The sequence below is a fragment of the Scytonema sp. PCC 10023 genome, from assembly GCF_963920835.1.
Lineage (GTDB): Bacteria > Cyanobacteriota > Cyanobacteriia > Cyanobacteriales > Nostocaceae > Kalymmatonema.
The window spans coordinates 1-19,674 of sequence record NZ_CAWUDP010000011.1; the positions used below are offsets into that span (position 1 = coordinate 1).

Here is a 19,674-nt window from a genome sequence, read left to right on the forward strand (position 1 = left end):
CAGTGATGACAACACCATCAAACTCTGGGATGTGGCAACAGGCAAAATTTCGCAACCCCTGACTGGGCATAGTTCTGAGGTCTGGAGCGTGGCATTTAGCCCGGATGGCAAAACCTTGGCTTCTGGCAGTTGGGACAACACCATCAAACTCTGGGATGTGGCAACAGGCAAAATTTCGCAAACCCTGACTCGGCATAGCGAGCGGGTCTATAGCGTGGCATTTAGCCCGGATGGCAAAACCTTGGCTTCTGGCAGTGATGACAAGACGATCAAACTCTGGGATGTGGCAACAGGCAACCCTTCGCCAACCCTGACTGGGCATAGCGAGTCGGTCATTAGCGTGGCATTTAGCCCGGATGGCAAAACCTTGGCTTCTGGCAGTGAAGACAGCACAGTAATTTTGTGGAATTTGGATTTAGATAATTTAATGGTGCGCGGTTGCGATTGGGTACGCCCTTATTTGCAGAATAATCCAAGTGTAACTGAGAATGACAAGCATCTGTGCGATGGCGTTGGTAGTGCAAAGTGAAAGTGGACTAAATTCTTTATTCAGTCGTCTTGAGACGACTTTCGTTATTAGCCTGGGGTTTATAACCCAATACCGTTCAGATAAGACCAGAATCCTTATCAGGAACACAATGTAGAGACGCGCCATGGCGCGTCTCTACACACATGATTTTTTACACATCAACCTTAACTGAACCGTATTGCATTAAAGGGAAATGGTGTAGCTGATCGCTTTAATGTTAGTAGCGATCGCAGTTGTTGTCCTTACCACAGCTTTAACGTTAGTAGGGATCGCAGTTGTTGTCCTTACCACAGCTTTAACGAAAGTAGCGATCACGCTGAGTGTCCTTACCACAACTTTAACGTTACGAGAACCGCTATAATTCAACTTTGTCGTCGGTGATTCGCTGCTTGCGTCAACAAAGACTCAGCAAAAGCGATCGCCTCCTGTGCCGACTTCCCACCAGCTAACTGTGCCAATTCTTCTCGGCGCTTAGTTAAATTATCCAAGGATGTGACTCGGACAACAGTACGCTGCTCAGGATGCCCGTTGTTTGTTTTATTACCTGTGTCTGAAGTGATCACTTGCTTATCGACCCGGAAATGTCGGTCTGCCATTGCTGCAACCAGAGGTTGGTGTGTGACACATAATACTTGGGAAATTTGACCCAACTGATGCAATTTTTCGGCGATGCCTCTGCAACAAAAGGATTTAAATCAATCCTGGTAGAATCATTGCCCTTACCCTTCCCATAGACAGTTAACGTGTTTTCGTGATAATCGAAATCCCCCACTCTTAACTTTGCAACCTCTCCCCTACGCAGGACGTTTGCCCAAAGCAGCAGAAATAAGGCATAATCCCGCTTCCCTTTAGCACAGATCGTATCAATCACATCAAATACCTTATTGTACTCATCCACTCCCACGCCTCTGGTGTCTCTGTATTTTGTCACTTTCAATGACTCGATGCGATCGCCATCAAAATGGTACTGACACCGCTTCAGATTCCGCCCCACCTTAATTAAGTATTTTATAGCAGCTACCAGTTGACGTGGTGATTAATGTACTGTCCATGAAAGCGGTTGTACTGAATCGCTTTCATTAAGTCTGCACTCGCTTGTATACTCCCCGGTAAGGTGAATCGTTGCTATCAAGCTGGTGATATCAACGATTCTGCGTTTTCGCTCATTTCGTTTATTGCGCTCATTTTGAATGAGAACTATCATAAGTGAATAACGCGGGGCGCAATTTGATATCAAACAATGACTCTCTAGTATTTATGGCACTTAATACTCACCAAACAATTGGATGTGTTGCACCTACAGAAGAAGACACAACTCTGGCACAAGCTAGTAGTCAAGCTTTGGCATCCTATGTACAGGATAAGACGACTGACCCCACTCTGACGGTTCTTTTGCATTCGGGAAAGAGTGAAACAGTAACGATACCAGCGTCTGCATTTCGTCTGCTCGTTGATATTTTGGCGCAGATGGCTCTTGGGAATGCTGTGACGCTTATCCCTGTCAAGAAGGAACTCACTACCCAAGAAGCTGCTGATATCCTAAATGTCTCTCGCCCTTATTTAGTGGATTTATTGGAGTCTGGAGAAATTCCGTTCCGTAAAGTTGGGACACGTCGGCGAGTACGTTATCAAGATTTAATGGACTACAAAAACCGGATTGATGCTAAACGAATGCAGACTCTTGAGGAACTTGCTGCTCAAGCTCAAGAACTCAATATGGGATATGACTGAGCGGACTACTAGCCTACTGCTAGTAGAGTGAAGATCATGTCTAATTTTACGGCTATTTATGATGCCTGCGTTTTATACCCAGCGCCGCTCAGGGATTTTCTGATGTGGCTTGCGCTCACTGACTTATTTAGAGCGCGATGGACCCAAGAGATTCATTCGGAGTGGATACGAAATGTTCTCAAAGAACGTCCTGATTTAACAATTGAACAACTCACCAGAACCAAAAATCTGATGAATACCCATGTCCGAGATTGTCTCGTGACAGGTTATGAAGCATTAATTCCTGGTCTTATCCTCCCAGATCCAGATGACCGCCATGTCCTTGCTGCTGCGATTCGATGTAATGCCTCGGTGATAGTCACTTTCAACCTTAAGGATTTTCCAGATCAAGCTCTTGCACCATATGGCATTGAATCCCAGCACCCAGATGAATTTATCCTACATTTGATTGACCATTACCCAGCAGAGGTTTGTCAAGCAGCCAAAAAACATAGAAGCACTCTCAAAAATCCACCATCAACTCCTGATGAGTACCTAGAAAGACTTTTAAGGCTTGGACTGACGCGATCAGTGACTACGCTGCGGGAATTTTGTTATGACATTTAGGGATTGAATCGCTTTTTAGTGCTGTCTGAGGCTAGACAGCGATTTGATATCACTGCTATCACAGTGCGTTTAGTCGGGCAATCTCCCAAGGGGCAGTACCTTTATGCAATCGCCTGACTGATGCTATAAAGACGAAGTGCCATTGACTCCACTGGCTACTGAAAGCGTTGTTGCATGAGCCAGATGGTGCAACTATGTGTAACACTTGCTACTTCTTCTGAAAATGTAGTACCGCGCCCCAATCTCTCAGGCATTGGCAGGAGCAACTAGAAGCGATTTTCTAGTGATTGATAACTTGTAACTGACTTATTACTGAGTTGCCGTGTAGAGATGGTTCCCAGCTCTATAATCGGAGCATCTTGCTGAAAAAACCCAGTTATGCCGCGCTCTGTTAAAGTAGGTAAAGAATTTATCGACCGAGTTAAAGTAGCCGTACAACGCCAGCGTTATCCACGCCAAAAAGATTTGGCTGAAGAATTAGGGCTTTCTCTTGCTACCGTTAGTAATTTTCTTAATGGTAAACCCGTAGACTGTCTAAATTTTCAAGAAATTTGTGACAGGTTGGGACTGGATTGGAAAGCGATCGCCGACCATAATTCAAATGGAAGCAACGATACAACTGTGATAGAGAATAAGCAGCCACCAGAAGTTAGCTTTGTAACCTGTCCAAATGAATCAGAAATCGAGGATTTTATTTATGTTGAACGTCCTCCGATTGAATCGATTTGTCAACAGGCACTATGCCAATCCGGCGCGTTGCTGCGGATTAAAGCTCCTGGGTTAATGGGTAAAACTTCATTAATGGATAAGGTTCTACCCCAATTAGTATCACGAAAGGGATACAAAATAGTGCGCTTGAACCTACATTATGCTGAAGAAAAAACTCATTTTAGCAACTTAGATAAATTTTTACAGTGGTTTTGTGTCAGCGTCGGTGAACGTTTGGGAATGCCAAATCAACTTGCTGATTACTGGGATGAAGAATATTCTACTAGTAAGGCAAATTGCAGTACTTATTTTGAACAGTATTTATTAAAACACTCAGAAACCCCAATAGTTCTCTGCTTGGATGAAGTGGAGCGAGTTTTCCCTCATCCTGTAGCAACAGAGTTTTTAGGACTGCTACGTGCTTGGCACGAAGATGCGAAAACTCGTCATATTTGGAAAAAGCTACGCTTGGTAGTTATTCACTCAACGGAAGTCTACGTAAAATTGAATGTTAATGAGTCTCCGTTCAACGTAGGTGTAGCCGTAGAGTTACGAGAGTTTACACCAGAACAGGTACAGAATTTAGCAGAAAAATATGGTTTGACTTGGGATTTGGCGCAGGTTACACAACTTATGGATATGGTAGGAGGGCATCCCTATTTGCTCGGGCAGGCGTTCTCTTATCTCCAGATGTACAGTGTAACTCTGGAGGAACTGTTGCAAAATGCACCTACAGAAGCTGGGATTTATGGCAACCACCTCCGACGCTATTGGGGGATGCTGCAACAGCATCTGGGGTTAGTGGAGGCACTAAAAAAAGTTGTCATGACATCGGGAACAGTGCAACTAGAACCAATACAGGGGTATAAATTGTATCGCTTGGGATTAGTACAGCAAGTGGGAAATGAGGTAAAAATTGCGTGCAATTTGTACCGTCAGTATTTTGACTATTGCTTTCAAGTTAGTTCATACGATGCTTAGGTACAGCCGCAACCAACCGTACGCCATCAAAATAAACAAGTAATGTACGTTATGCTACAAAGACAGCAGCCTGCGATACTAATGACAGTCAATTAACGGGATTTGATTATGAATGTCGAACCCTGTTCAATTTATCAAGTTGGGGGCAGTTTACCTGTTAATGCCCAAACTTACGTCCAGCGGAAAGCAGATGAAGAACTTTACAATGCCCTGAAAGCGGGAGAGTTTTGTTATGTATTAAACTCCCGCCAGATGGGAAAGTCTTCTCTAAAGGTGCAAGTAATGCAAAGGCTGCAAAAAGAAGGTGTTGCCTGTGCTTCTATTGATATTACAGCTATTGGCACTCAAAATGTAACCATGCAACAGTGGTACGGCGGCTTAATGGCAAATTTGGTTAATCGCTTTGAACTAACAGATAAGATTAACTTGCGTTCTTGGTTGCGGGAAAGAGATTATATTCCTTTAGTGCAGTGCTGGGGAGAATTTTTAGAAGAGGTGCTGCTGCGATATACTCCCCAGCAGATAGTAATATTTATCGATGAAATTGACAGTCTCTTAAATATCAATTTTAAAGATGATTTTTTTGCTTCCATTCGTGCTGTTTACAACAGTCGTACAGAAAAACCAGAATACAATCGTTTGACCTTTGCCCTATTGGGAGTAGCAACACCTTCAGATTTAATAAGTGATAAAACTCGCACACCTTTTAATATTGGTCGAGCAATTGAACTCACTGGGTTTGAATTAGAGAAAGTGATGCCTTTAGCGCAAGGGTTGACCGGGAAAGTGAGTAATCCCCAAGCTGTTTTAAAAGAAGTTTTGCATTGGACGGGTGGACAACCGTTTCTCACTCAAAAACTATGTCAACTTCTGCTTCTGGACTGTGAAAAATTTCCAGCTAATCCAACATTTAAAATACAAAGTTCCAAATTTTCAGAGAAAAGATGGGTGGCAAGTGTTGTAAAACATCAAATCATCCACAATTGGGAATCACAGGATGAGCCAGAGCATTTGCGGACGATGCGCGATCGCATTATCAGTAATCAGCAGCGTGCGGGAAGGCTGTTGGGACTTTATCAAGAAATTTTGGAGAAAGGGGAAGTAATAAGAAATGACAGTCAGGAACAAATAGAATTACGGTTATCCGGGTTGGTGGTGAAACAGCAAGGAAGTTTAAAAGTATATAATCGCATTTACAAGTCTGTTTTCAATCGAAATTGGGTTGAGCAAGAATTAAGCAAATTACGACCATATTCTATGGCTTTGATAGAGTGGTTCGATTCCGGTTGTAAGGATGAGTCGCTGCTGTTGCGCGGAAAGGCGTTGATAGATGCCTCTGCTTGGGCAGAAAATAAAAGCTTGAGCGACCGCGATTATCAGTTTTTAACAGCGAGTTCAGAAGCTGAACGAGCCAGTCAAGAGGCTGAACTGATCCATTTAAGGGAATTGGAAGCGGAACGTGAACGCCTACTTATACTTGAGCAAGTTGCTCGTGGGGAAGCCGAAAAAGCCAACCGTATGAAAGACGAATTTCTTGCCGTTCTTTTCCACGAACTGCGAACGCCACTCAATCCAATTTTGGGGTGGGCAAAGCTGTTGAAGTCTCGTAAACTTGATGAAGCTGCTGCTACTAGGGCTTTGGACGCCATTGATCGTAATGCTCGGATGCTAGTGCAGCTAATTCAAGACTTGCTAGATGTTTCCCGCATTTCCCTAGGTAAGCTAAGACTGGACATAAGTCCTGTAGATTTAGCAACAGTGATTGAGGCATCTGTGGAAACAATGCACTTGGAAGCGGAAGCTAAATCCATACAAATTCAAACACAGCTTAACTTTAGTGTTGGTCAAATTTCAGGTGATTTCAACCGCTTACAGCAAGTTGTAGAGGAGTTACTTAGTAACGCCGTTAAGTTTACACCCAACGGTGGACGGATAGGAGTGACCTTAAAGCAGGTTACTTCCTATGCAGAAATTCAAGTTAGCGACACAGGTATGGGCATTAGCCTGGACTTTTTACCGCACATATTTGACCGTTTTCGTCAAGCAGATAGCAGTACAACTAGAAAATTTAGTGGATTGGGGCTGGGATTGGCAATTGTACGTTATCTAGTGGAAATGCATGGAGGAAGCATTTATGCTGCAAGTCCGGGAGTCGGACAAGGAGCAACTTTTACTATCCGACTACCACTGTTGTCAGCTCCCCAGCAATTGCCTAGAGACAACTCTCAGTCCCAGCCTGCTGCCAATTTAAAGGATGTCAAAATTTTAATAGTTGATGATGATACCGACGTGCGGGAATTTCTCAGTTTTGTACTTCAAGAGCATGGAGCAAGCGTAACAATTGCAGCATCAGCGACTGAAGCTCTAACATTAATGCCGCAATCTCAGCCAAATATATTACTAAGTGATATAGCAATGCCAGAAGTGGATGGTTATAACCTAATTCGTCAAATTAGGGCAATGTCACCGCAGCAAGGAGGTCAAATTCCAGCGATAGCCCTTACTGATTATGCTGGAAGCACAACTGAACATAAGATGTTGGCAGCAGGTTTTCAAAAATACATCACAAAACCAGTAATGCCAGATGAATTAATGACGTTGATTGCAGAATTGTTATCCACGCAAAACCAACCTAATTAAAGGGCGTTTTGACAGTAGTGGTTTATTGCAAAAGCAAACCCAACAATCAAGGTGGGTTCACTTTTTATATTGGCACTTTAGTGGTTCTGTTGAATCAAAACGCCGTTTGAGAAGTGTTCAAATTTTCTTGCCACCTCTACTAATGTTTTGATAGAGTCGGCGCTAAAAGCCCTGCCAAACCACCCAACGCTCCCGTCCCTAATCCAGTGAGAATTTCAGGAATTTCTTTATCCTGTGATTGCAACCAAACCGCACTACCAATACAAGACACTATAGTTAATGCCAGTGCGCTAACTACAATCCGGTAAATCCAGCGATCTGTTTGCAGAGGCGTTCCCAGATTAGTGATAGGCTCATCTGGACTTTCTTGATTTTGTGTTGTCAGTTCTGAATCTAGAGAAACTGACTTTGATGTTTCAGTTATTGATGTATCTGGTGTAGGGAAGGCATTTCCGGTTGTATCTGCAATGCCATCTGCTTCGATGCTGATAATAATGTTCCGCTTCATCGCCTAGTTTCCTCCGATGTTTGATGAACAGTTAGGTCAAATTAAACTTATCGAGCCTCAAACTTGAATTCAGATGCTTGTCTTGCTACTCGGTTCGTTTAATTCTGCTTAATTCCATCAAACCGCAGCGATGACTTAGGATAGACGAGAGATATTTAAGCCTTAATTTTTTTTACTACTGATTTATTACTGACTTTTGAAATGCCACTAGTACTCGACCAAAGCAAAATTGACGGGTGAAGGCTGACACGGAGACAGCGAGACACGGTGAGACAGCGCTGCAGGAGGGTTTCCCGACCTAGGCGACTGCGTTCGCCCTTGGCGTGCCGAAGGCATACCCGAAGGGGGACGCGGAGAATCTTTGTACCCTGCACGCGTTGCTGTGGTGGACTACTAGCTTAATTACCCCAAATAAGCCTTTAACGTGAAATGGAAAAAATCGGCTTGATAACCGATTTTGTCAGCCGTTAGAGATTTCTAGTGCATTTCTTGACTAGAGGGTAGCAAATTCGCTGTAGTAACGCTTGACCTAAAAAGACGCGGAGAATGGGAGACACGGCGACGCGGAGAGGAGCCTGTGTCTTCCGCTCGGAGCGAATGGTTGCAAGAAAGCGAATTTAAACGCGAGAGAAAAAAGAAATTCAACCGCAGCCTGAATCCCCCGGATTTATCCGTGGGGTTTCCCCGCGTCACCGCGTCCCCTTGTCTCCGTGTCCTCTTCAAGTTATAGCTGTGTCGGGTTAAAGTCACGTTAAGACAAAACCAGGGTGGGGTGAAGCGAAAATTGTGGGCAAGCACAAAGCCATGATGTAACGTAATGACAAAGTTCTTGCCTTAGACACCAATGAGCAATGTGTCATGCCCCTACCGCGTACTGTATCCAAACGAGAACCGCTATAATTCAACTTTGTCGTCGATGGTTAGCTGCTTGCGTCAACAACGAATCAGCAAAAGCGATCGCCTCCTGCGCCGACTTCCCACCAGCTAACTGTGCCAATTCTTCTCGGCGCTTAGTTAAATTATCCAAGGATGTGACTCGGACAACAGTACGCTGCTCAGGATGCCCGTTGTTTGTTTTATTACCTGTGTCTGAAGTGATCACTTGCTTATCGACCCGGAAATGTCGGTCTGCCATTGCTGCAACCAGAGGTTGGTGTGTGACACATAATACTTGGGAAATTTGACCCAACTGATGCAATTTTTCGGCGATCGCCTGCGCTACGCGTCCGGAAACCCCAACATCAATTTCATCAAACACGAGTGTCGTTTCAGCATCAGCTTGGGAAAAACAAGCTTTCAGCGCTAGTAAAAAGCGGCTCATCTCACCGCCAGAAGCAATTGCTGTCAAAGGTTGTAGTGGTTCTCCTGGGTTGGGACTAAACAAAAAGGTAATTTTGTCTGCTCCCGCTGCGGTTGGGGAAGTTGGTACAATCTCGACTTGAAACTTTACCTTTTCCATTGCCAAAGGTTTCAGTTCTCTGAGGAGTTTTGCTTCTAAAGCAGTCGCTGTGGTGCGCCGCAACTGAGTTAACTCCTGACAAGCTTGAGTCAACTTTTCCAAACAAAGATTTTCTTGTTGTTCTAAACTTTCAATAGATTGTTCGCTATCATCAAGCTGGGCTAACTCTCCCTGAATGCGCTGGTAGTGGGCAAGAGCATCTGCGAGTGTTGGACCATACTTGCGACAAATTTGCTTTAATTCCTGAATACGCTCTTCTACTTCCTCTAAGCGTTGGGGATCTGCTTCCAAACCTTCTCCATAGGCATTTATCTGGCGTGCGACTTCTGCCAAAGTTGCTTGAGCATCTCTTACCATATCCAACAGCGGTTGCAGTTGGGTATCGTATTCTACCATGTCACTGAATATCTCCTCACTGTCTCCCAGTAAGTCTGCTGCTGCTGGAGTTTCGCCATCATTTTGGTACAAAGCCTGATAAACTTTGTAACTCATCTGTTGCAGCTCGACGACATGATTGAGGCGTTCCCGTTCTTGCAAAAGCTTTTCTAATTCATCGGGTTCGCTGAGGTTTGCTGTTTTGAGTTCCTGCACTTGATACGTCAGTAAGTCAAGTTGTTGCAGGCGATCGCGTTCTGATATCCGGCGTTTTTCTAATGCTGTACGCGCTTGTTGATAAGCACCAAAAACAGAGCTGACAACTTGACGCTGCTGCATCTGGGACTCGCCACCATAAATATCTAACCACTCACGCACTTGAGCAGACTGTCCCACTTGTACAGTTTGCCCTTGGGCGGTGATTTCCACCAGGCGTTCCCTCAATCCTGACATAATTTGTCGATTAACCAACACTCCATTCACCCGCGAACGAGAGCGAATATTACTTGAGGTGGCTGCGATTTCTCGGCTGATGATCACACTATCTTCTATTAAATCTATTTCCTGTTCGCTCAACCAAGCCGCTAATCCTGAGTTAGAAGTGAAAGTGGCTTCTACCATCGCCCGATTTGTACCAGTGCGAATCACTCGACTGGAGACTTTACCGCCCAATACAGCATCAATCGCATCTAAGATAATGGACTTTCCCGCGCCGGTTTCCCCTGTTAATACATTAAGCCCAGCGCCAAATTCCAATTCTAGATGGTCAATAAGAGCAAAGTTTTCTATTTGCAATACAGACAACATTCAGCCAAATTCTCCGTGAGGGCAGACGCCGGATTCTTTTCATTTATGGGACACTAGGAATGAACTTTAAGCAATTAGCAATACCTCATACCATTGGACTAGTAAGACTTCTTGAGTGTACCAAATTTAGTTTAGTTCGAGTTTGATATATATGGTGCTGAGGATAGAGTTTCTTGATTAGGGAATAGGTTATCAAAGGAGTCAGAATGCAAAACGCACCAACTCATCAGAATTACTCCACCTCTAGGGGGATTAATTTTCACTCAAGAAAAATTTTGAGTTTTGGTTTTGCCCATAAAGACCTAAATATCAAACTCATAACTCATCTCAATCTTCAAGGTGAACTCACTCGTTCAGTTGTGAGTTCTTCTTTATGAATTTCTACCATATTATCTATCCCCTGTCTCCATACCCTATCCCTACAAGGATTTACACGTATGCATCATAAATTGTTACAATACTTTACATATAAATCCGATGCGGTGGTAGAGCTACATGAATGCTAAGACAGTTCCCCCTACTTCCCAATTAATGAAGGAAGACAGCCGCATAAGTGGCGGTTCCAATTTACGTCAACTATCCGTTGAGGACAGTCACGCGAAGGATTTTCGTCGAGATGAACTGTCCAATAGTGAACTGGTGCTTGAAAATAGTGCTATCAAAGTTGTCAGCTTACCAACTTCAGAGGAAACTCAGACTCGCGAGGTGCTATTAACTACAAACACTGGTGAAACAATACATTACAATCCCCAGGAGATTTCGGCGCATTACAAAAAAAGACCCCTACAGGTTTTCGGACGTATTGTTACAGTTTTAACATCAACGTTGACCTTTGCTTTGGGGTTGTGGTGGGATAGCCAGCGGGGAGTCGTCGTCAAAAATGACCGACGGCGAGCAGTTAAGCTGCGAGAACTGCTGACAAGCCTGGGACCTGCTTACATCAAAATTGGACAAGCTTTGTCCACCCGACCGGATCTGGTTCCTCCTGTGTATCTGGAGGAACTCACTCAACTGCAAGACAAATTACCACCTTTTCCCAACGAAATTGCTTATCGGTTTATTGAAGAAGAACTGGGTGCTTCTCCAGAGGAGGTTTATCTTGAACTGTCTCGGGAACCAATTGCAGCTGCTTCCTTGGGTCAAGTTTATAAAGGTAAGCTGAAAACTGGTGAAGAAGTCGCTGTGAAAGTCCAACGTCCGGACTTAAGAGAACGCATCACAATTGATTTGTATATCCTGCGCCGACTGGCTAAATTGGCGCAAAGAAATATCAAACGGGTGCGGAGTGACCTTGTTGGTATCCTCGATGAATTAGGCGATCGCATCTTTGAAGAGATGGACTATATTCATGAGGGAGAAAACGCTGAGCGATTTTTCCAGCTTTATGGTCACATGAAAGACGTTTATGTACCGAAAATATACTGGGAATACACCAATCGTCGCGTTTTGACGATGGAGTGGATTAATGGTGTTAAATTAACCCAAACAGAAGAACTTCGCGCTCTCGGTATAAATGCTCGTTATTTAATTGAAGTAGGTGTACAGTGTTCGCTGCGCCAGTTGCTGGAACATGGATTTTTCCACGCTGATCCTCACCCAGGTAATTTGTTAGCCACAGTTGATGGTCAATTGGCTTATCTCGACTTTGGGATGATGAGCGAGATTAAGCCACAGCAGCGCTATGGTTTGCTGGAGGCGATCGTTCACTTGGTGAACCGCGACTTTGAAGGTTTAGGTCGTGATTACGTCAAGCTGGAATTTTTGACACCAGACACCGACTTGACACCGATCATTCCAGCGTTTGCTAGAGTGTTTGGTAACGCCTTGGGAGCCAGTGTTGCCGAGTTGAACATCAAAAGTATTACCGATGATCTATCGGCGTTGATGTATGAGTATCCTTTCCGCGTTCCAGCCTACTACGCCTTGATTATCCGTTCGCTGGTGACATTGGAAGGCATCGCCATTAATATTGACCCCAACTTCAAAGTCCTCAGCGAAGCTTATCCCTACGTTGCCAAACGTTTGTTAACCGACCAAGCGCCGGAATTAAGATCATCGTTGCGGGATTTGCTGTTTAAAGAAGGTACATTCCGCTGGAACCGTTTAGAAAACTTGTTACGTAATGCTCGTAATAGTCAAGACTATGACTTTGACTTGGTACTGAATCAGGGGATAGACTTTCTGTCTTCCGAACGCGGTGCTTTCATTCGTGACAAACTCGTGGACGAAGTTGTCAAAGGAGTCGATGCTTTAGGTAGAAATGTTTTGCATAACTTTACATACCTGCTGCGAGAAAGAGTTGGGATCACAACAGTCAATGAAACTCCTGCTGCTTCCATCGAACAACAACAAACCTTGGATCATATCAAACGGATTTTGAATATTCTCCAAGAAACCCGTGGTTTTGACCCAGCGCGACTTGCACCTCAACTTGCTCAGTTGTTGTTCAACCCAGGGGTACAGCGTTTAGGTCAACAAGTCGCCAACCAGTTGGCGCAGAAAGCTGTAGCCAGGTTCATTCGGCAACTGTTGGCATCAGAACAAGTGTATAGCGCTGAAGATACCACCTTAGAGCAGCCTGCAAGGTTAGCTTTACCTGCTGCAAGAGTGTAGCCGACAAACCTGGTTTCTTTGACCAACAAAGAACTCAGGAATCAGAACTCAGAAATCAGAATATTAAACGCGTTTTCTCGTCGCGAACCAAGAGTTAAGGTTGCGCTCGTATTGGTATAAAGCCCCGGTCAACAACATGCGGAGACACGCGAAAGTTTTTCGCACTTAAATCCCCCGGATTCACTCGTTTTGGATATTCTGATTACTGTGTTCTGTGTTCTGCATTCTTCTTAAAAGACCTTCGCCAAAATGCCTTACTCTAGAAAGAAGAGTGGGGCTATCGAGAATCATACAAACACTGGTGTGCCTCCGCAGCCTGCAAGCATTTTAGCCTACGAAGGTGGGTTTCGTTTGTATAGCCCCAGACTTCGAGTCTGTAGGGCTTTTCAGAAATCGTTCATTAAAACAGTGAACAGTACCAGCCGCAGTGACGCCACCGAGCTGGTGTGGTGTTACAGCGCACCAACGCTTTCGGTCCAATTGGTGTGGTGTTTCCCCCAACGATAAAACTGATAACTCGGACTGTACTTGATAACTGGTAACTGTTAAAATCTTTGCCGTTGACGGTATTTTTCCTCTGCTTCTAGTTGTTGCGTGAGCGCATATTCCTTCAACCTTTCCCAGCCCCATCTTGTAGCTACAGAAAAAGCTATTCTCTTGCCTGTTCGGAACAAGATATAATCTTCGTTGACATCAGCAATAATTTGATTTCTGAAATCCTGACCCCACACTTTTCCTGCTTGTTCCCACCATGCAAGGCTTGGGCTTTTAAAATTAGGGTTGTCTAAGTATTCGTCTTTCCAATACCTGGAGTTCCAACGTTGACCTATCGCTTGAATGAGACAAGCATTTGCATAGAAAGGTTGAGAATTTTCTGTTAGCCAGTACCAGTAAGCGATAGTGGCACATATGGCATCTTCAAAGCCCTCAATACAGTTGAGGAGAGCTTCTTGGACATCTTCTCTCTCAAAATCTACACCAATATATGCCAAAGCATACTTGTATTTACTGAAAATTTCTTCTTTGATTTCAATTTCAAAGTCGTCAAATAAATAAGCTCTTTGAAATGATCTTAAACACAGCATTATGGAAAGCTACTGAATAGGGATGCCAGTTACTTTCATGATACCAAGAGCTACATAGCAGCGCTATATCACCACTTGGCTTTCTAATGTATCACCAGGTCTTACTACTGAGATCTTGCAAGAGTTGCAACAGTGAGTCGGCTCAGCCTCCAAACCCTCGTTACCAGGTTGAACCTGGTAACGAGATATTAGAGCCAGAGGCTCTTGTTGAGAATGGTGAGTCCAGAGAAAGAGGGATACCTGCCCTCAAACTCCTGCCTCAAAGCCGATTGCCCTACCATTCTCTGCCATCTTGTGATCAGGCTTTATCTTGGAGGAGTGACATTTAACTCCTTACGCCAGTCTGGTAGCGGCTTAGACCAAGCCTCTTCCCACTTCTGCGCCAGAAAGGGTTTTGCCTGATACCCCAAATCGTAGCCCTGCTGAAGGACACGTACAAGCGGGTTTAAATCGCTATTCATCTTGATCATACTTAGGGTTATTGCGGCAATCAACATCACTGCAAACGGAGAGCGATTTTGTGCGATCTGAAATGCTAACAACCCAATTTCCCCAACAGAATCGGTGCCAAATCCTGTAACGGTATGCCAAATATCATGGGTTTGTCGCATACGCAGAGTTAAATAGCTTGCGTCATCTTGAAGCTCGACTTTGCGATAAAACTCTGGATCAAGGTTGGCTGCTCGCATGTGAGAGGCATAGGCAAAGCCTAACGAATCTTCAGGCAGCTTGAGTAACGCTTCTAGATTGGGAGTCGGTGCAATATATTGTTCTTTAAAAAGTTGAGCAATTTCAGGATGGGACTTGAGATAGGTAATCGCAGCAGCAGAAACTTCATGGTTGGCTAACGCAGCAGCAATATCAAAAATTGCCTCGACATCTGTTCCGTCATCGATAAAGGCAACGAAACCTTGCAGACCTTTCAGAAGTTCTGGACTAACCGATACCTTTTCAAAATTAGAGATTTTCGTCATGGTTCCCATCCCCTAGGGATTGATTGCTATCAGTGTAGCGTACCCGGTGAGCAAAGCTCACTGCCCCTACTCTATGGTGAATGCAAACCTAATCTCGCCAAATCTATCCTCCAAAAATAAGTAATCCAAACCGAAAATGAGGATTAGTATAAGGAATGTAACTTCCTCACAATAAGCACGAGTTACTCATGAACTTCTTGACTTATGTCATGCACTTAGTTGGTTCTGGTGCTATGGCTTATTTTTATGCCTTGCAAATCCGCGACCTCAAAACCCGCCCCAACGTTCTTGCAGGCTTCCAGTTGGCAGAGTCTGGCTCAGTTCCATTTCTCACTAAACTGAGCGATCGCGCTGCCGCAGAAGGCGACACATGGCTAGCAGAAAAACTGGCAAAACACGCATCAGATGAAACCAAGCATGGTCAAATTTTTGCTCATGCCTTAAAACAACTTAATAAAACAGTTGTAGATTTTAAAAGTTTGCCTAAGAATCCGGAGGAAAATAAAACTCAAGAACGGCGCAGCCCCTTCTTTGCTGCATTCTTTGAAGGCTACTCTCAAGAACAGCTCAAACCTGAGAATATTGATTGGGATGTGTTTATGGCTAGCACCTACATCCTAGAGTTGGATGCTAGCAAAGACTTTGCCCGCATGGCAAACGTGTTACCTGAAGATGACGCAATTGCTCGTAACCTTAAACTGGGGATGTTGAGCATTGCCCAGGATGAAACTGGTCATGCTGCCTATCTTTATGAAGCCATGACACGGCGGATGTCTGCAATCCAAGTGCAAAAACTCGTGGATGAGTGGCGCACTCGTAAGACCAACGCCTTGTTAGCATTCGCAGGTAATATGTTGCAACGCAATGATAACAGACCTTCGTTGGTACAAGATGGTGCGCCATCAGAAAGTGAGTCTGAATTAGTGGTTGCGTAATGATCCTCGCTCTCGTCCCTACGGTGAGGGACGAGAGCGTCTGTACCGTGCAACCTCCCTTAGTACAGCCCACCATAAATGAGGTACGGAATTCGCTGTTTGAATGAACTTTGTCCAGGGTCATGAAAATTTTGATTTCCGACCCCTTTTTACGGTGACGTGTACTTAGGCTGAAGTTTCCCTCCCTGCTTGCGGGGAGTAAGCGCGCTGCAGGCGGGTTTCCCAACCTAGGCGACTGGCGTTCGTCGTTCGCGTAGCGTGTCCGTTCGGCCTCAAGCCGTGCCCGAAGGGCTCAGGACATAGACGTGCCGAAGGCATACCCGGAGGGGGAGGGGTTAGGGGGATACGTGTCTAAGGCAAGAACCTTGTAATTACGTTGCCTCATGCCCTTATATTTGCCCGCGATTCTCGCTTCACCCCACCCCGGTTTGTAAGAGCGCCAAAACCTCCCCTCCCCTTAACAAGGGGAGGGGATTAAGGGGTGGGGTAAATCAACGTGGGATAAAGGTTTGAACGCGATTGTTGACACCAATGGGTTAGGGGTGGGGTTCTGTAATTATCGGTAATTTGCCGGACATCATATAATTTCTCTTTTATGAAATCCTTAGCACAGATGGTTTCTTATGAGAAGGATTCACTTGCAGTTTTTGCATCAATTCAATGCAAATAAAGGAATCTTGTATATTAAGAATCTTGTACATTAAGAACTTCTGCCATTAAGTTTTGAAACCTTATTTGAGGGGTAAAGTGGAGTAAGATGATTCGTTGTTCAAATTCCCTCAAAACTTTTACTAAAACCAAGTTTCCGCTCGTCATGTTTCTGATATTAGTTAGTTGACCAAAGGTAGATAGAAAAAGGATTTTGACCTAGCTTGTACGCTTTTTCCATTTCGCTACGCTGACTTTGGCACTCATCAAGCTGATTGCTTGCTAGCCATTCTATTCTCAAGAAGCCATAGTTATAACTATGAGGAGTTACTTTAGGTTAGTTTACTCAAAATTACGTAATTTTAAGTTGAATTACGTAATTAGTATATAAGCAAGACATTTGAAAGAAATTGAAGAAGAATACAGAATTCCGCAGCTAGGAACTCAGAATGCAATTAGTAAAGGATTCAGACCCGCTACTAATTGAAGACCACCAAATCTTTGACTTGGTGGGGGATTTAAACCCCCAAAACTGCCACCCAGTCCTAGAGAACGGGGGTTCTCTGAGTTCTGAGTTCTGAGTTCTGAGTTCTTTCTTGTTAATGTTATTCGCATACGTCAAACAGGAGGAGAACTCGTGATTGGTGAGGTGAAGACGGCTAAACCCGAAGACTGTTTGGCTGGGGGTGGGGAGATGGGAGCGCTGATGCGATCGCTCGATTGGTCAAAAACCCTATTGGGTCCTGTCAGTAGTTGGCCCCAAAGCTTGCGTACTGCGGTGAGTATCCTCCTAGCTTCGCGCTTCCCGATGCTGATTCATTGGGGACCAGAGTTGGTTCAGTTCTACAACGACGGCTTCCGCCCTATCCTCGGTGACCTCAAGCATCCTGGGGCACTAGGACAGCCTGCGTATCCTTGGTGGACAGAAATCTGGGATGTCCTGACTCCGATGTTCGAGCGGGTTTTGTCGGGTGAAGGCACTTGGTATGAAAACCAGTTAATTCTGCCGAACCGCAACGGGTATATCGAGGAGACGTACTTCACGTTCTCCCACAGCCCCATCCGTGATGAGTCGGGTCAGGTCGTCGGCATTTTCCAGGCTGTTACCGAAACCACAGAACGCGTCTTAGATGAACGACGCCTACGGACGCTGCACGATTTGGGAATTAATACCGCTACGGCGCAAGTGACCCAAGAAGCTTGTAGAATTGCGACTGAAACTTTAAGTCAGAACGCTGCTGATATTCCCTTTGCTCTACTTTATCTGTTAGATGAGAGTAGGAGACAAGCGCATTTGGCAGGAACAACGGGGCTGGAACCTGATACACCTGCTAGCCCTCGAGTTATTGACCTAAGTGCCGAAGACAAACCTGGATCTTGGCCTTTAGCACGAGTGGCACGCACCGGACAAACCGTACAAGTAGACAATTTGGTAGCTCAATTTGGTGCTTTGCCAGGTGGTCCTTGGCCAGAATCGCCCTTTGTAGCACTTGTCTTGCCAGTAGCACAACCTGGTGTTACACTGCCTACTGGTCTTTTAGTCGTTGGTATTAGCCCTCGACGTGCTCTTAACGATACCTATAGCAGATTTTTAAGCTTGGTTGCAGGGCAGATAGCAACAGCAGTTGCCAACACTCGCGCCTTGGAGATGGAACGCAAACGCGCTGAAGCTTTAGCGGAACTCGACCGAGCCAAAAGCCAATTTTTGGCTAACATGAGCCACGAACTCCGCACTCCGCTTAACGGGATTTTGGGTTATGCTCAAATCCTCAAAAAAGGCAAAACTATCACAGACCAGCAAAAGAATGGTCTGAACATTATTCATCAATGCGGTGAACACTTGCTCAATCTGATTAATGATGTTTTAGACATCTCAAAAATTGAGGCTCGGAAAATGGAACTTTATGCGAAAAATTTTCATTTTCCGGAATTTCTAGAAGCTATTGCGGAAATCTGCCGCATTCGTGCTGAACAAAAAGGTATAGAATTAATTTACGAAACTTTAACACCGATTCCCAAAGCCGTCCGAGCAGATGAAAAGCGGTTGCGGCAAGTTTTAATTAACTTACTTGGAAATGCAGTTAAGTTTACAGAACAAGGCTACATTACTTTCAAAGTTGGCTATCATCAAGAAAAATTCCGCTTTCAGGTAGAAGATACAGGCATTGGCATTGCTCAGGAGAAATTAGAAGAAATCTTTTTACCATTCCAACAGGCGGGTGAGAAAATCCGCGAGACTGAAGGAACAGGATTGGGACTGACAATTAGCCGTGAATTAGCTGAATTGATGGGCGGGGAACTGAAAGTAGAAAGTACACTAGGGAAAGGAAGTGTTTTTTGGTTGGATTTAGATTTACCTGAAGTTGAATGGATTGATGTTGCTGATATTTCGGAAAACAATATCATTGGTTTCAAAGGCTTGAAGCGGAAAATTTTGGTAGTAGACGACAAGTGGGCAAATCGTTCTGTGTTGGTTAATATGCTAGAGCCTTTGGGGTTTGAAGTTTTAGAAGCGACTGACGGTTTAGACGGTTTAAACAAAGCTCATCAATTTCAGCCAGATATCATTTTAATGGACTTGGTGATGCCCGTGATGGATGGCTTTGAAGCGACCCGTCGCCTCAGGATGATGCCGGAGTTGGAAGGGGTTGTGGTGATTGCCATCTCGGCGAGCGTTTTTGATTTCGACCATCAACAAAGCCGGAAAGTTGGTTGCGACGGTTTCCTCCCCAAACCAGTCCGGGAAGCAGACCTTTTGGAAAAAGTACGGGTTCACTTGGGGTTGGAATGGGTTTATGAAGAGATAGACACCAAAGTACAACTCAGTAGTGAGTACTCAGGACTGAGTACTCAGGACTCTCTTGTAGTTCCACCTGCACAGCAAGTGGCTACCTTACTTGATTTGGCGATGAGGGGCGACCTCAAAGGCATTATTCAGGAAGCCACAAGACTGGAGGAGTTGGATAAGCAATGGGTGCCGTTTGCCACGCATCTGCGTCAACTTGCTAAAAGTTTTAAAGGAAAACAAATTCGGCAATATTTAAAAAATATTAAGACTTGAAAAGATTAAGAGGT

Annotated in this window: 14 protein-coding genes and 3 pseudogenes; 11 read left to right on the plus strand and 6 right to left on the minus strand. The window is 44.6% G+C overall.

Translation table 11 applies throughout. The features are described 5' to 3' along the window. Together ACM0OZ_RS08980 and ACM0OZ_RS08985 are read left to right on the plus strand one after the other, a co-directional pair. Positions 1-529 (plus strand): WD40 repeat domain-containing protein (locus ACM0OZ_RS08980; protein WP_414582449.1); only part of this gene is annotated, 529 nt, incomplete at its 5' end. A 214-nt stretch (positions 530-743) separates the two neighbouring features. Next, on the plus strand, positions 744-890 hold the full coding sequence (locus ACM0OZ_RS08985) for a hypothetical protein (RefSeq protein WP_414582450.1): 147 nt from the start codon (positions 744-746) through the stop codon (positions 888-890). 1 nt (position 891) lies between these two features. Here ACM0OZ_RS08985 and ACM0OZ_RS08990 read toward each other — a convergent pair. Both ACM0OZ_RS08990 and ACM0OZ_RS08995 read right to left on the minus strand, forming a co-directional pair. After that, a pseudogene (locus ACM0OZ_RS08990) lies at positions 892-1,206 on the minus strand (DNA repair protein RecN); the annotation flags it as partial. Continuing rightward, the gene (locus tag ACM0OZ_RS08995) at positions 1,089-1,523 is read right to left on the minus strand and encodes a tyrosine-type recombinase/integrase (RefSeq protein ID WP_414582451.1); all 435 of its coding nucleotides are present in this window, start codon (positions 1,521-1,523) and stop codon (positions 1,089-1,091) included. The pseudogene ACM0OZ_RS08990 and the gene ACM0OZ_RS08995, both read right to left, overlap by 118 nt. A gap of 263 nt (positions 1,524-1,786) precedes the next feature. On the opposite strand from ACM0OZ_RS08995, the gene ACM0OZ_RS09000 reads away from it, so the two are divergent. The 4 genes from ACM0OZ_RS09000 to ACM0OZ_RS09015 all read left to right on the plus strand — a co-directional run bounded on the left by ACM0OZ_RS09000 (position 1,787) and on the right by ACM0OZ_RS09015 (position 7,195). Then, complete coding sequence (locus ACM0OZ_RS09000) at positions 1,787-2,260, plus strand: helix-turn-helix domain-containing protein (RefSeq protein WP_414582452.1); 474 nt, start codon at positions 1,787-1,789, stop codon at positions 2,258-2,260. A 36-nt stretch (positions 2,261-2,296) separates the two neighbouring features. Beyond that, on the plus strand, positions 2,297-2,866 hold the full coding sequence (locus ACM0OZ_RS09005; protein ID WP_414582453.1) for a PIN domain-containing protein: 570 nt from the start codon (positions 2,297-2,299) through the stop codon (positions 2,864-2,866). A gap of 378 nt (positions 2,867-3,244) precedes the next feature. Beyond that, on the plus strand, positions 3,245-4,555 hold the full coding sequence (locus ACM0OZ_RS09010; RefSeq protein ID WP_414582454.1) for an AAA-like domain-containing protein: 1,311 nt from the start codon (positions 3,245-3,247) through the stop codon (positions 4,553-4,555). Positions 4,556-4,663: 108 nt separating this feature from the next. Further along, positions 4,664-7,195 (plus strand): AAA-like domain-containing protein, encoded by a 2,532-nt coding sequence (locus ACM0OZ_RS09015; protein WP_414582455.1) that lies wholly within the window; start codon positions 4,664-4,666, stop codon positions 7,193-7,195. A gap of 139 nt (positions 7,196-7,334) precedes the next feature. Here the strand turns inward: ACM0OZ_RS09015 and ACM0OZ_RS09020 are convergent, their stop codons facing one another. Beyond that, positions 7,335-7,703 (minus strand): hypothetical protein, encoded by a 369-nt coding sequence (locus ACM0OZ_RS09020; RefSeq protein ID WP_414582456.1) that lies wholly within the window; start codon positions 7,701-7,703, stop codon positions 7,335-7,337. 901 nt (positions 7,704-8,604) lie between these two features. Beyond that, positions 8,605-10,344, minus strand: a complete 1,740-nt coding sequence (recN, locus tag ACM0OZ_RS09025) for a DNA repair protein RecN (RefSeq protein WP_414582457.1) — start codon at positions 10,342-10,344, stop codon at positions 8,605-8,607. Between the two features lie 206 nt (positions 10,345-10,550). Here recN and ACM0OZ_RS09030 point away from each other — a divergent pair, with 206 nt between their 5' ends. After that, positions 10,551-10,721 carry a hypothetical protein gene (locus ACM0OZ_RS09030; protein WP_414582458.1) on the plus strand — a complete coding sequence of 57 codons (171 nt, stop codon included), beginning with the start codon at positions 10,551-10,553 and terminating at the stop codon, positions 10,719-10,721. A gap of 118 nt (positions 10,722-10,839) precedes the next feature. Further along, entirely contained in the window at positions 10,840-12,957 is a 2,118-nt protein-coding gene (locus ACM0OZ_RS09035) for an ABC1 kinase family protein (RefSeq protein WP_414582459.1), read from the plus strand. Positions 12,958-13,502: 545 nt separating this feature from the next. Here ACM0OZ_RS09035 and ACM0OZ_RS09040 read toward each other — a convergent pair. Beyond that, positions 13,503-14,042, minus strand: a complete 540-nt coding sequence (locus ACM0OZ_RS09040; protein WP_414582460.1) for a hypothetical protein — start codon at positions 14,040-14,042, stop codon at positions 13,503-13,505. A gap of 305 nt (positions 14,043-14,347) precedes the next feature. Continuing rightward, positions 14,348-15,016: a Coq4 family protein gene (locus ACM0OZ_RS09045; RefSeq protein ID WP_414582461.1), complete on the minus strand. Its 669-nt coding sequence runs from the start codon at positions 15,014-15,016 to the stop codon at positions 14,348-14,350. A 188-nt stretch (positions 15,017-15,204) separates the two neighbouring features. Here ACM0OZ_RS09045 and ACM0OZ_RS09050 point away from each other — a divergent pair, with 188 nt between their 5' ends. The 3 genes and pseudogenes from ACM0OZ_RS09050 to ACM0OZ_RS09060 form a co-directional block, all read left to right on the plus strand. Continuing rightward, entirely contained in the window at positions 15,205-15,951 is a 747-nt protein-coding gene (locus ACM0OZ_RS09050; protein ID WP_414582462.1) for a ferritin-like domain-containing protein, read from the plus strand. A 1,597-nt stretch (positions 15,952-17,548) separates the two neighbouring features. Next, a pseudogene (locus ACM0OZ_RS09055) lies at positions 17,549-18,214 on the plus strand (GAF domain-containing protein); the annotation flags it as partial. A 36-nt stretch (positions 18,215-18,250) separates the two neighbouring features. Further along, a pseudogene (locus tag ACM0OZ_RS09060) lies at positions 18,251-19,660 on the plus strand (ATP-binding protein); the annotation flags it as partial. Positions 19,661-19,674 lie beyond the last annotated feature (14 nt).

What these genes read in the sequence shown, in the direction of transcription:
- ACM0OZ_RS09005 (WP_414582453.1), top strand. Translation starts at nt 2,297, where the DNA reads ATGTCTAATTTTACGGCTATTTATGATGCCTGCGTTTTATACCCAGCG.
- ACM0OZ_RS09000 (WP_414582452.1), top strand. Translation starts at nt 1,787, where the DNA reads ATGGCACTTAATACTCACCAAACAATTGGATGTGTTGCACCTACAGAA.
- ACM0OZ_RS09045 (WP_414582461.1), bottom strand. Translation starts at nt 15,016, where the DNA reads ATGACGAAAATCTCTAATTTTGAAAAGGTATCGGTTAGTCCAGAACTT.
- ACM0OZ_RS08985 (WP_414582450.1), top strand. Translation starts at nt 744, where the DNA reads ATGTTAGTAGCGATCGCAGTTGTTGTCCTTACCACAGCTTTAACGTTA.
- ACM0OZ_RS09020 (WP_414582456.1), bottom strand. Translation starts at nt 7,703, where the DNA reads ATGAAGCGGAACATTATTATCAGCATCGAAGCAGATGGCATTGCAGAT.
- ACM0OZ_RS09015 (WP_414582455.1), top strand. Translation starts at nt 4,664, where the DNA reads ATGAATGTCGAACCCTGTTCAATTTATCAAGTTGGGGGCAGTTTACCT.
- ACM0OZ_RS09030 (WP_414582458.1), top strand. Translation starts at nt 10,551, where the DNA reads ATGCAAAACGCACCAACTCATCAGAATTACTCCACCTCTAGGGGGATT.
- ACM0OZ_RS09010 (WP_414582454.1), top strand. Translation starts at nt 3,245, where the DNA reads ATGCCGCGCTCTGTTAAAGTAGGTAAAGAATTTATCGACCGAGTTAAA.
- ACM0OZ_RS09050 (WP_414582462.1), top strand. Translation starts at nt 15,205, where the DNA reads ATGAACTTCTTGACTTATGTCATGCACTTAGTTGGTTCTGGTGCTATG.
- ACM0OZ_RS09040 (WP_414582460.1), bottom strand. Translation starts at nt 14,042, where the DNA reads ATGCTGTGTTTAAGATCATTTCAAAGAGCTTATTTATTTGACGACTTT.
- ACM0OZ_RS09035 (WP_414582459.1), top strand. Translation starts at nt 10,840, where the DNA reads ATGAATGCTAAGACAGTTCCCCCTACTTCCCAATTAATGAAGGAAGAC.
- recN (WP_414582457.1), bottom strand. Translation starts at nt 10,344, where the DNA reads ATGTTGTCTGTATTGCAAATAGAAAACTTTGCTCTTATTGACCATCTA.